Source organism: Streptomyces sp. TRM49041, from assembly GCF_008271805.1.
In the GTDB taxonomy this organism is placed as follows: domain Bacteria; phylum Actinomycetota; class Actinomycetes; order Streptomycetales; family Streptomycetaceae; genus Streptomyces.
In genome coordinates this window covers 231,738-243,973 of record NZ_VSRY01000147.1, presented here as the reverse complement: position 1 = coordinate 243,973, position 12,236 = coordinate 231,738, and the positions used below count along the sequence as shown (strand labels likewise).

Annotated in this window: 9 protein-coding genes; 6 read left to right on the top strand and 3 right to left on the bottom strand. The window is 73.1% G+C overall.

Annotation, left to right across the window (positions count from 1 at the left end; genetic code table 11):
* Nucleotide 1 precedes the first annotated feature (1 nt).
* A complete protein-coding gene (locus FVS66_RS22070; RefSeq protein ID WP_149182912.1) occupies nt 2–907 on the top strand; it encodes a DMT family transporter in 906 nt (301 codons plus the stop codon).
* The gene (locus tag FVS66_RS22065) at nt 904–1,125 is read left to right on the top strand and encodes a Trm112 family protein (RefSeq protein WP_149182911.1); all 222 of its coding nucleotides are present in this window, start codon (nt 904–906) and stop codon (nt 1,123–1,125) included. Before FVS66_RS22070 ends, FVS66_RS22065 begins: the two co-directional genes overlap by 4 nt.
* Nucleotides 1,126–1,258: 133 nt before the next feature.
* Here FVS66_RS22065 and FVS66_RS22055 read toward each other — a convergent pair whose 3' ends face one another.
* From FVS66_RS22055 to FVS66_RS22045, 3 genes are all read right to left on the bottom strand, one after another.
* Entirely contained in the window at nt 1,259–2,941 is a 1,683-nt protein-coding gene (locus tag FVS66_RS22055) for a SulP family inorganic anion transporter (protein WP_149183016.1), read from the bottom strand.
* A gap of 56 nt (nt 2,942–2,997) precedes the next feature.
* Nucleotides 2,998–3,339, bottom strand: a complete 342-nt coding sequence (locus FVS66_RS22050; protein ID WP_149182910.1) for a metalloregulator ArsR/SmtB family transcription factor — start codon at nt 3,337–3,339, stop codon at nt 2,998–3,000.
* A 151-nt stretch (nt 3,340–3,490) separates the two neighbouring features.
* Complete coding sequence (locus FVS66_RS22045; protein ID WP_149182909.1) at nt 3,491–3,850, bottom strand: zinc ribbon domain-containing protein YjdM; 360 nt, start codon at nt 3,848–3,850, stop codon at nt 3,491–3,493.
* 147 nt (nt 3,851–3,997) lie between these two features.
* Here FVS66_RS22045 and FVS66_RS22040 point away from each other — a divergent pair, with 147 nt between their 5' ends.
* The 4 genes from FVS66_RS22040 to FVS66_RS22025 are packed head-to-tail and all read left to right on the top strand — an operon-like array spanning nt 3,998 to nt 12,220.
* Nucleotides 3,998–5,590, top strand: a complete 1,593-nt coding sequence (locus FVS66_RS22040; protein WP_149182908.1) for a TIGR02677 family protein — start codon at nt 3,998–4,000, stop codon at nt 5,588–5,590.
* Nucleotides 5,587–6,819, top strand: coding sequence for a TIGR02678 family protein (locus FVS66_RS22035; RefSeq protein WP_149182907.1), 1,233 nt, complete (start codon nt 5,587–5,589; stop codon nt 6,817–6,819). Before FVS66_RS22040 ends, FVS66_RS22035 begins: the two co-directional genes overlap by 4 nt.
* Nucleotides 6,816–10,931: a TIGR02680 family protein gene (locus FVS66_RS22030; protein ID WP_149182906.1), complete on the top strand. Its 4,116-nt coding sequence runs from the start codon at nt 6,816–6,818 to the stop codon at nt 10,929–10,931. Before FVS66_RS22035 ends, FVS66_RS22030 begins: the two co-directional genes overlap by 4 nt.
* Nucleotides 10,922–12,220 carry a TIGR02679 family protein gene (locus tag FVS66_RS22025; RefSeq protein ID WP_149182905.1) on the top strand — a complete coding sequence of 433 codons (1,299 nt, stop codon included), beginning with the start codon at nt 10,922–10,924 and terminating at the stop codon, nt 12,218–12,220. The genes FVS66_RS22030 and FVS66_RS22025 overlap by 10 nt, the downstream gene beginning before the upstream one ends.
* Nucleotides 12,221–12,236 lie beyond the last annotated feature (16 nt).

Genomic DNA, 12,236 nt, shown 5'->3' with positions numbered 1-12,236 from the left:
CGTGGTGTGGGGTGTGGCCGCCGCGCTGGTGGCGAACGTCCTGTACAGCACCGGCTTCGTCCTGGAGAAGCGGGCGCTGGCCGGCATGCCGCCGCTGAGCGCCGCACAGCCGGGCAGAGCTCTGCTCCTGCTGGCCGGCAGGCCCTTGTGGATCTGCGGGGCCATGGCGCTGGCCCTGGGGTTCGCCGCCCAGTTGGCCGTCTACCGCACACTGCCGATCGCCGCTGCCCAGGGCTTGTTCCTGTCCGGGCTGGTCCTCCTGCTGGTGCTCTCATCGGTGGTGCTCGGTGAGCGCCCCTCCGGGCGTGAGCGGCGCGCGGTGGCGGTCATCGGTCTGGCGCTGGTGATGGTGGTGGCCTCGCTGTACGAGACCAGCGAGGAGATCAGCCGCAGCGCGTCCGCGGGCATCCTGCTGGGACTGTGCGTGCCGACACTCGCGGCCGGGCTGTCGCTGTACGCGGCCGCGGAACGGCGCGCCCGTCGGCGCCACCGGCAGCCGACCACCGGAGTGGCCTACGCGGTGGCGGTCGGTCTGCTCTACGGGGTCAGCTCGCTCGCCATCAAGGGCATCTCCGGGCACCTGGACACCTCCGACCTTCTGGGCTCTGTTCCGGCCCTGTTCGCCTCCCCCCACCCGTACCTTCTGCTGTTCACGGGGGTCAGCGGACTGGTGCTGTCGCAGACCGCCCTGCAGCGCTGCCGGGCGTCACTGATCGTCCCGGTGTGCTCGACGGTGACCTGCGTGTTCACCATCGTGAGCGGCACGATCGCGTTCGAGGAGCCGCTGCCCGACGACCCGTTGCGGCTGTTACTGCGTCTCGGCGGCACCGTACTGGCCCTGACGGTCCTGCTCACCCTGCCGCGACACGACGCGGACACCGACACCTCCGGAGGAACCCGGCCATGAAGCCTGACAACCCGCTGCTGAAGATCCTCGCCTGCCCACTCGACAAGGGTCCGCTGATCCTCGACGAGATCAGGGGCGCTCTCTACAATCCGCGCCTGCGCCGTCGCTATCCGATCATCGACGGCGTCCCGCAACTGCTCCCCTCCTCCGGCGAGCCCGCCGTCGAGCAGGAACACGACCCACTGCCGGCCGCACTGCCCGACTCCGGCAGTTCGTGAGGGACGCGGACGGCGGGCCGTACAACGGCCTGCTCGCGCATCACATAGGCGAGGCGTCCCTGGGCGGCGCCCTGGAGGAGCCACAGGGCCTCCAGGCCCGTGATCTCGGCCATGCGGCGGGTCGTGGGGGCGTTCATCGGGCGGGGTCCTCGACGGTGGTACGGGTCGGCTGGACGGGGGCGGGGACGGGGACGGGGGCCGGGGCGGCAAGGACGCCCGTGCCCTGGAGGTGGGCGCGGGCCCCGGCGATGGCCTCGGGCGTGGTGGCGTACTCCCGCCCGTCGAGGCGGAGCAGGTCCAGGGCGCCGACGGATTCGAGGGTCTGGCGCTGGCCCGGCTGTATCCCGGAGGTCATGACGGCGATGCCGCGCCGGTTGAGCTTCTCGACGGCGTCCTTGAGGACGAGCGCGCCGGTCGCGTCGATGGTCGTGACCCGGGACATGCGCAGGATCACGACCCGCACGTCGGCGACCTCGGTCAGTTCGAGGAGAAAGCGGTGAGCGGCGGCGAAGAAGAGCGGGCCGTCGATCCGGTACGCGACGATGTGTTCGGCGAGCAGCGCGTGTTCCTCATCGCTGTGCGCGCCGGGCAGGTCGGGGCGGAAGTCGACCTCGGCGATATGTGCCTGCTTCGCCACGGCGCGCAGCGCGAGGGCGCCGGCCACGACCATGCCGATGATCACCGCATAGACGAGGTCCAGAGCGAGCGTGGCCACGGCGGTGAGCACGAGGACCACGGCGTCGGAACGGGTCGCCTTCGCCATCGCTCGCAGCGAGCCGACCTCCACCATCCGGACGGCCGTGGCGAGCAGCACGCCGGCGAGCGCGGCGAGGGGGATCTTCGAGACCAGGGGAGCGGCGGCGAAGACGATCACGGCGAGGACGGCGGCGTGGGTGAGGGCCGCGAGCCGGGAGGACGCGCCGGTACGGACGTTGACCGCCGTACGGGCGATGGCGCCGGTCGCCGGGACGCCGCCGAACAGCGGTGCGGCCAGGTTTGCGAGCCCCTGCCCGAACAGTTCCCGGTCCGGGTCGTGCTTCTGGCCCACGGTCATGCCGTCAGCGACCTGTGCCGAAAGGAGCGACTCCAGTGCGGCCAGGGCCGCGACCGCGGCGGCCGGCGTGATAAGGGACCCCAGCTGTGAGAGGTCGACGAAGTCGAGGGAGGGTGCGGGCAGCCCGGCGGGCAGCTCGCCGATCGGCTTCGCCGCGTCGAGGTGGAACAACTGCGCTACGACCGTGGCGACGATCACGGCGACGATCGAGAACGGGATCGTCGGACGCCATCGGGCCCCGATCAGCATGATCGCGGCCACACCGAGCGCGAGCGCGAGGGCCGTCAGGTTGGGGGACCGCACGAACTCCTCGACGGCGCGCCAGGTGACCACGAGGACCCGGTCGCCCTCGGGCTTGGCGACGCCCAGCGCGTTCGGCACCTGCTGGAGGCCGATCACCAGCGCGATGCCCAGGGTGAAGCCCTCCACCACCGAGGCTGGGATGTAGGCCATGTACCGTCCGGCCCGGGCCAGGGCCAGGCCGACGACGATCACGCCGGCGATCAGCCCGACCGTGAGGACTCCGCTCGGCCCGTACTGGGCGACGATGGGGACGAGGACGACGGTCATGGCCCCGGTCGGCCCGGACACCTGAAGGTTCGATCCGCCGAAGAGGGCGGCGAGCGCACCGGCCACCACGGCGGTCGCGAGGCCGGCCTCGGCGCCGAGGCCGGAGGAGACCCCGAAGCCGAGCGCGAGCGGCAGCGCCACGATGGCCACGGTCAGACCGGCGAGCAGATCACGGCGCGGGTTGCGGCCCATGGCGGCGAAGTCGGCATGCCCGGGCAGCAGTGCACGCACCCTGGCGAGAACAGCGTTCACCGAGTGGAGACCTCGGCCTCCCGGAGCTCGGCGAGCAGCTCGTTCCGCCCGGCCAGCATCTCGGTGAGGATGCGCCGCGCGGCCTGCATCAGGTCGGCCACGTCACCGCCCGCGAGCCGGTAGACCACCGTCGAACCCTCGCGTGTGGACGTCACGATTCCGGACCTGCGCAGGACGGCCAGCTGCTGGGACAGAGCCGGCGGCTCGACCTCGATCGCGGCGAGCAGATCCCGCACGGCCTTCGGCCCCTCCTGCAGCAGCTCAAGGACCCGGATGCGCACAGGGTGCCCCAGCATCCGGAAGAACTCGGCCTTGGCCTGGTACAGCGGAACCGACACGGCCTCGCACTCTCCTTCATCGCCTCGCGCGCGGCGAGGGCTCGCCTGGTGTTGTGCCCGCAGCCAGCTGCGAACACAGTGAAACCATCATGTATCGAATTGCCGAATTATGCAATCAATAGAAGTGTCGAAGCGATGCGGAACGTGCGGCTCAGGCCTTCTTGACGACGCTGGACTTGAGCTGCATAGGGCCGAAGCCGTCGATCCTGCAGTCGATGTCGTGGCCGTCGATGCCGTCCACCAGCTTGATGTTGCGCACCTTGGTGCCCGCCTTGATGCCGGTCGGGCTGCCCTTGACCTTGAGGGTCTTGACGACGGTGACGGTGTCGCCGTCGGCCAGGACGTTGCCGACGGAGTCCCTGATCACCTTCTCGCCACCGCCACCGCCGCCGTCGGCCGCCTCGGCGGTCGCCGACCATTCATGGCCGCATTCGGGGCAGACGAGCAATGCGCCCATCTGGTAGGTGTAGGCGCTGGAGCACTGGGGACACGGGGGAAGATTCTCGTTCACCTGGCCAGTTTACGTTCCGGGCTCGCCCCTGGTCGGCCTGCCGCCAGGCCCGCGGCCTGCTGTCTCGCGTGGATCGCGACGGCGTGAATCAGCCAGGTACGCCGGCCCGCGCCGGTGATGGCAGCGTCTGAGGGAGAATGCCTGGCGATGACCGTCACCGCTTCAACCGCCTCGGCCGTTCCGGGTCCCGAGCCGGTGGGCTTCGGCCCCTTCGCTCACCTCACCGTGCCGAACACCCCGCTCTATCGCGGAGTGATACGGGTGTTCCTGGTGGCCAAAGAGCGGTTCGCGGTTCATCTGCGTCCTGAGGACGTGCACGCCGCACTGCCGGCGGACATCCGCCCCCCAGAGCCGGAGGCCGTTGTCGGCGCGCTGGACAAGCTCGTCGGCTGGGGCAATCTGCGGGCCGATCCGGACACCGCCCGCGTGACCGCGGTCGAGGACTTCTACCGGAAGCGGTTCATCTACCAGCTGACGCGGGAGGGGGAGGCAGCCGAGGAGGCCCTCTCCGCCTACGACGAAGCGCTCGGCCGTCGCGGTGCGCTGCAGGCCGTCGCGCTGCACGACATCGTCACCCAGCTGCGCGCCCTGCTCGTCCTGGCCGCCGAGGACGAGCCCGACCCGGCCAAGGCGCACCTGGCGCTCGACACGCTGGCCAGCCGCTTCGCGGCGCTCGCCGACAACGCACGGGCCTTCATGGGCTCGCTTCAGCGGACCATCGACCTGCACGACGTCGAGGAGGAGGTCTTCCTCGCGTACAAGGACCGGCTCATCCAGTACCTGGAGCGCTTCATCCAGGACCTCATCACGCTGGGCGGGCGTATCGCCCGGCTGATCCTGGAGCTGGAGGAGGACGGAAGGGCCGAGCCTCTGCTGAGGGCCGCCGCCGGCCGGGAGGCCGCCGACGCAGCGCCGGAGGAGGCCGAACGCGCCGCGGACGAGGCGTTCGAGCGGTGGGCCGCGCGCTGGGCGGGGCTCGGAGCGTGGTTCATCAGCAGGGACGGGCGCGAGTCGCAGGCCCGGCTGCTACGCGGCCGGGCTCTCGGTGCGATTCCGCAGCTCCTGGCCGTCGTACGGGCGCTGAACGAGCGCCGGTCGGGGCGCTCGGACCGGTCCGCGGACTTCCGGACCCTGGCACGCTGGTTCGCCGAGGCACCCGACGACGACGCCCGGCACCGGCTGTGGCGGGCCGCCTTCGGTCTCTATCCGGCGCGGCACCTCACCGTTGACGCGGACACCCTCGCTGCTCGTGCGGCACGGCCCGTACCGGCTGCCACCCCGTGGGCCGAGGCGGAGCCGCTGCGGATCAGTCCCCAGCTGCGCCGCACCGGGAGTTACGAGCGGCGCGGCAAGCCCCGCAAGGTCGAGGACAGGGAGCAGCGGCGGCGCGCTCTCGCCGAGACGGCGGCCAAGCAGGCCGCGGAGACCGCGGCCGCCCGCGCTCGGCTCGTCACGGACGGCGTCACGCGTCTGTCCGGCCTCGGCGAGCTCGACCCGGCCTCCTTCGGTCTGTTCCTCCAGCTGCTCGGAGACGCGCTGGCCACCTGGCGACCCGGGATGAGGCACACCGTGGCCACCAGCAACGACGGCTCCATGGAGATCAGGCTCACCGCTGTCACCGACGGCACGACCGCCGAGATCCGCACGCCCGGCGGAGTCTTCAGCGGCCCGGACCACCTTGTCGAGATCGTCGACCTGACGGACGGAGACGAGCCGACGGACGGAGGACCCGACCGATGACCGCACCGCTCGCCGAGGTGCTGGAGGGCCAGCACGCCGCCGACCTGCGCAAAGCAGCGCGCGCCCTGCTGAAGCACCCCCTCCTTCTCGCGCGCGGCCGGCACGCCGACGAATTCCGTCTCGTCCGCCGGCACGCGACCGAACTCCGGGAGTGGTTCGACCGCAACACGGGCTGGTCCCTCCAGGCGGACGCCGAGACGGCGCGGCTGCGCAAGACGCCCGGCGTCCTCACCGACCCCACGCACCCGGCCCGAGAGGCGAGCCGGGGCGCCGCCCCCTTCACCCGTCGCCGCTACGTCCTGTTCTGCCTCGCGCTCGCCGCCCTGGAACGCGGCGAGGCCCAGATCGCTCTCGGGCGCCTCGCCGACCAGATCGTCCTCGACGCCGCCGATCCCCGACTCGCCGCCGCGGGTGTCGAGTTCGTTCTGGAACGCCGTGACGAGCGCCTCGACCTCGCCGCCGTCGTACGGCTCCTGCTCGACCTCGGAGTGCTGCGGCGCGTCGCGGGCGAGGAGGAGGCGTACGTCAGCGGGGTGGGCGACGTCCTGTACGACGTGGAACGCCGGGTCCTGGCCGGCCTCCTCGCCACCCGGCGGGGCCCCTCCACCGTGCGGGCGGACAACCTCGAGGACCGGCTCGCCGAGCTCGTCGCGGAAACCGCCCTGGACAGCGACGAGCTGCGCTTCCGCGCCATGCGCCGCTCACTCACCCGAAGGCTCCTCGACGACCCGGTGCTCTACTACGACGAACTGACCGACGCCGAGCTCGGCTACCTCACCCGACAGCGCGGCTTCCTCACCGCCCGGATCACCGAGCTGACGGGACTCGTCGCCGAGGTGCGGGCCGAGGGGCTCGCCATGGTCGACCCCGACGACGACCTGACCGACCTCCGCATGCCCGAACAGGGCACCCACGGCCACATCACCCTGCTGATCGCCGAGCATCTCGCCGGCGCCGACGGGCCGGTCACCCTCGGAGCCCTCGCCCTCCGAGTCCGCGAACTCGCGGCCGAGCACGGCGGCTTCTGGTCGAAGTCCGCCCGGGAGCCGGGTATGGAGACCGAGCTCGTCGAACAGGCCGTCGCCCGGCTCACCGCGCTCGGCCTGGTCGCCCGTACCCGGCACACGGTCGCGGCCCGCCCCGCCCTCGCCCGGTACGCGGTCGGCGAGACCGTCATCCGCGAGCCCGGCTCCGCCTCAGTGCCCCCACAGCGAAAGGCCGCTCCGTGACCCGCCTCCCGACCCCACGGCGATCCCGCTGGCAGCCCCTGCGCGTCGGGCTCGTCGACCTGTTCCACTACGACGTGGAGGAGTTCCACTTCCGGGACGGGCGCCTGCTGCTGCGCGGCAACAACGGCACCGGCAAGTCCAAGGTGCTCGCCCTGACGCTGCCGTTCCTGCTCGACGGCGACCTCAGCCCGCGCCGCGTCGAACCCGACGGCGACCCCGGCAAGAGGATGGAGTGGAACCTGCTCCTCGGAGGCGAGCACCCGCACTCCGAACGGCTCGGCTACACGTGGATCGAGTTCGGCAGGCTCGACGACACGACCGGCGAGCAGCACTTCCGTACACTGCTGTGCGGGCTCAAGGCCGTCAGCGGGCGGGGCGTCGCCCGCCACTGGTACGCCGTCACCCGCCGGCGTGTCGACCACGGCTCCACCGAGCGCACGGAGGAGACCTTCCGGCTGCTCGACGCCACCGGCACGGCCCTGTCCCGGGATCGGCTCGCCGAAGCGGTCGCCGGGCACGGCATGGTGTACGACCAGGCCAAGGCATATCGCCGAGCCGTCGACGAAGCACTCTTCGGCCTCGGAGAGCAGCGGTACGCCGCCCTGGTCGACCTGCTCGTCCAGCTGCGTCAGCCCCAGCTCTCCAAGCGACCCAACGAAGCCGCCCTCTCCCGCGCTCTCACCGAGGCCCTGCCGCCCATGGACCAGGCCGTCATCGCCGACGTGGCCGAGGCGTTCCGCTCCCTCGACGAGGAGAAGGACGAGCTCGCCGCCGCCTCCGCCGCCGAACGGGCCGCCTCCACCTTCCTGGAGCACTACCGGCGGTACGCCCGCATCGCCACCCGCCGCCGGGCACGGCTTCCGCGTGCCGAACACTCCCGCTACGAGCGCGTGCAACGGGATCTGGCCGAGGCACAGGAGCGGCGCAGGCGCGCCGAGGAGAAGCGGGCGGCGGCCGGGGAGGAGATCAGCTCCCTGGCGGAGACCGCGGAACGCCTGCGGGCCCAGGACAAGGCCCTGCGCGAGGCGCCCGAGATGCGCGACGCGCGGGAACTGGAGCACGCCGCGCTGGCCATGACGCGAACGGCGCAGGCGGCGGACCGGGCGCGGGGGGACCGGGAGCAGGCGACGGCTCTCCACACCAAGGTGCTCGGGCGGCTCGGCGCTGCCGAGAACCGGCTCCGTGCCACGCGGCTCAGGGTCCAGGAGACCTTCGCCCAGGCGAGGGAGCACGCCACCGCCGCGCACATCGCCCTGCCCCTGGACGACCGGCTGCCGGAGCCCGAACTGCGGCGCGCCGCCGAGGACGCCGCGGGCCGCGCCCAGCGCTCCCTCGCCCACGTCGAGGGCCTCCTCGAAGCAGCCGAGCGGGCCGCCGCCGCGCACCGCCGGGCGTCGGGCCGTCTCGACGAGGCGGAGACCGACCTCGCTCTGGCCGCCGAAGCGCACGGCGCGACGGAGGAGGGCTGCGCGCGGGCCGGACAGGTCCTCCTGGACGACGTACGCGACTGCGCCCGGGCCTGGACGGAGCTGGCCTTCCCCGACGAGACCGGCCTCCTCGACGAACTCCAGGAATGGACCCGTCACCTCGACGGCCCCTACCCGGCACGCGTCCACGCAGCCAGGGCGCACACCGTCCGCTCGGCGGACCTCGCCGATCAGGCGGCCGAAGCCGCCCGCCGGGCCTCCGAGCTGGCGGAGCGCACCGACGAGGCGCGGCGGGAGCTCGCCGCCCTGGAAGCCGGCGGAGGACGCGAGCCCCGGCCCCCTGCCACCCGCACCCCCGGCCTTCGCGAACAGCTGCCGGGCGCCCCGCTCTGGCGCCTGGTCGACTTCCGTGACGACCTGCCCGAACCCGAACGCGCGGGGCTCGAAGCGGCGCTGGAAGCCTCCGGCCTCCTCGACGCCTGGGTGCTCCCCGACGGCTCCGCCCTCGCCGTGAACGGGCACGACGTGCTGCTCTCCCCGTCGAACGGACCGGTCAGCGGCCCCTCGCTCGCCGACGTGCTGCGCCCGGCCATGGGCCACGGCGACGGACGGGCCGCGACCCCGGACGAAGCGACGGTGATCGGTCTGCTCGCCGCCATCGGCCTGGACAGCGGGGGAGGAGCCGGGACATGGGTGGCAGCGGACGGACGCTTCCGGGTCGGCGCGCTCACCGGCACATGGGCCAAGCCCGCCGCCGAGTACATCGGCGAAGGCGCGCGCGAGGCGGCACGGAGGGCCCGTGTCGCCGCGGTCGGCATCGAACTCGCCGCCCTGCGCGAGGAGTCGGCAGTCGTCGCGGACCGATCCGAGGCGATCGCAGGCCGCCGTCGCACGCTCGACACCGAACTCGCCTCCGTCCCCGACGAGTCGCCGCTCACCCGGGCACACGCGCTCGTGAGCGCCGCCGCCGACACCGTACGCAAGGCCCGCATGCGGTGCGAGGAGCGTGCCGCCGAGGTGACCGAGGTGGCCGGGCAAGCCGAGCGTGCCGCCGCCGAACTCACCGAGAGCGCCACCGATCTGGGGCTACCCGCCGACCGGGCCGGACTCACCGCCGTACGTCACGCCCTCGGCTCCCTCGCTGCCGCGCTGGCCGCCCTGTGGCCCGCGGTGCGCGAACAAGGCGAGGCCGCACGCCAGGTCGACGACGAGCGCGCCGAGGCGACCGACGCGCAGCGGCGGGCCGTCGACCTCGCCCAGCGGGCCGAAGACGCGGAGCATGAGGCGGCAGCGGCGGACGAGCGCCACCTGACCTTGCGCTCCACCGTCGGAGTGGCCGTCGCGGAGCTCGAACGGCGACTCGCCGAGACTGCCGAGGCGCAGCGGATGTGCGAGGCCGACCAGAAGTCCGCCCTGCGGCGTCACGCGGAGGCGGATCGGGAGGCCGGCCGGGCGGAGGGGCGGATCGAGCAGCTGGAGAAGGACCTCACGGAAGCCGTCGGCGCACGCGCGGCGGCCATCGCCGCGCTCCAGGGCTTCACGGCCACTGGCCTGGTCGCGGTCGCGCTGCCCGAACTCGCGGTCCCCGCCGCCGACGACGGCTCCTGGGCCGCCACCCCGGCCATCGCGCTCGCCCGCGCCATCGAGACCGGACTCTCCTCGGTCGACGACACGGATGCCGCCTGGGAGCGCGTCCAGCGTCGGCTCAGTGAAGAACTCAAGACCCTCCAGGACACCCTCTCCCGGCACGGACACAGCGCCTCGGCCCGCATGGTCGAGGACGGCATGGTCGTCGACATCGTCTACCAGGGCCGCGAGCGGGCCGTACCCGAACTCGCCGAAGCGCTCGCCAAGGAGGTCGGCGAGCTCACCCGCATCCTGTCCGCGCACGAACGGGAGATCCTCGAAACCCACCTGATCAACGAGGTCGCGGGCACCCTCCAGGAACTCATCGGCACTGCCGAACGCCAGGTGCGGGACATGAACGCCGAACTGGAGGACCGCCCCACCTCCACCGGCATGAAGCTCCGGCTGGTATGGCGGCCCTCGCGCAAGGCCCCGCCCGGACTCGCCCAGGCCCGGGAGCGGCTGCGCCAGTCCGCCGACGCGTGGACCGCCGAGGACCGCACGGCGGTCGGCGAGTTCCTCCAGGCCCAGATCGCCCGCCAGCAGTCCGACGACGGCTCGGGCAGCTGGCTCGAACACCTCACCGCCGCGCTCGACTACCGCTCCTGGCACGAGTTCGGCGTCGAACGCCACCAGCACGGGCGCTGGGTCCCGGCCACCGGCCCCGCCTCCGGCGGCGAACGCGTCCTCGCCGTCTCCGTACCGCTGTTCGCCGCCGCCTCCTCGCACTACGCGAGCGCGGGCAGCCCGCACGCGCCCCGTCTGGTCACGCTGGACGAGGCGTTCGCGGGAGTGGACGACGACTCGCGAGCCAAGTGCCTCGGCCTGCTGAGCGCCTTCGACCTGGACGTGGTGATGACCAGCGAACGGGAATGGGCCTGCTACCCACAGGTCCCCGGCATCGCCATCGCCCAGCTGTCGCGCACGGACGAGGTGGCGGCGGTCCTCGTCACCCGCTGGGAGTGGGACGGTACGAGACGACAGCGCCGTGACGACCCCGCGCGGCAACCGGCACCGGACGCGGCCGCCCGGCCGGAACGGGAGCCACAGTGGACCTGACGCACGACGGGTACGCAGCGCCCGGCGCCGCAGCGGGGCGGGTCGCCGACGGCACGGTCGACGTGCCCCGACTGCGCCGCCTCCTGGGCGCGCCGGAGTTCGGGTGGCTCGTCGAACGGGTACGCGGTCGGCTCGCGGCCGGGCAACCCCTCACCGGCGCCGTCTCCCTGGCCGCCCCCACTCCAGGCCAGCGTTCCGCGGTCGAACGGCTGCTGGCCCGAGCCCCGGGGGGTGGCCGTTCCCTCACCGTACGGCTGGAAGCCGTCGACGCCGTGCTGCGCCGTTCGGGCATCAGCCCGGACGGCCTCGCCGCCGCCGTCACGGCCCTCACCGGCCCCGTCACCCCGCTCGCCCAGGTCAGGGCGGCGGAGGACGCTGCTTGGGACCGGGCGTACGCACCCCTCGACGCGCTCGTCCTGGACCGGCCCGAGCTCGCCGCCTGGGCCGCGAGGGTGCGGGCCGACGGCCTCGCCCGGCGTCTTGGCCGCACCCCCGGCGCCGTGCACACCCTGCTCACGGGGGTCTGCGCCGCTCTCCGCGCGCTTCCGGCCGAGCCCGCCGTCTCGCTGGCAGCCTTCGCCGCCCACGTCCTCGGCTCGGCCCACGCCCTGGACGACGGCACGCCGCAGGCCACTCTCACACTGTCCGGGATCCGCGCTCTGACAGGGTTCGCCGACGGCAGCGGCGCCGAATGGCGGCGGGACGCCTGGGCATCGGCAGGCCTGCTGAAGGACGAACTGTCCTCGACGGTCCTCACCCTGAACCTGCGAGGGACCCCCGCCCTCGACTGGACGGCCGACGAAGGCGAACCAGCCGTCCTGACACTCCGCCAGCTCATCCGACGCCCGCCCTCCGTCGCCTCCCCAGCGGTACGGATCTGCGAGAACCCGGCAGTCCTCGCCGCGGCGGCGGACGCCCTCGGCCCCGCCTGCCCGCCCATGATCTGTCTCCAGGGCCAGCCCTCGGCCGCCGCACTCGCCCTGCTGCGCCACCTGCACGGCAACGGCTCGGACCTCTACTATCACGGCGACTTCGACTGGGGTGGCCTTCGGATCGCCGGAGCCCTGCTGAGCCGCGTTCCGTGGCGTCCCTGGCGGTATACCGCCGCCGACTATCGTGCGGCCCTCGTGGGAAGCGACTCGAAGCTCGCGCCCAGACCTCTCACAGGTGTCCCGACCCGGACACCGTGGGATCCCGACCTCGCCGAGGCCCTCGCGGAAGCCGGTATCCGGGTCGAGGAGGAGCGAGAGCTGGACCTCCTGCTGTCCGACCTGCGGGGACGGCCCTGAACCGGGTGTCCGGGCG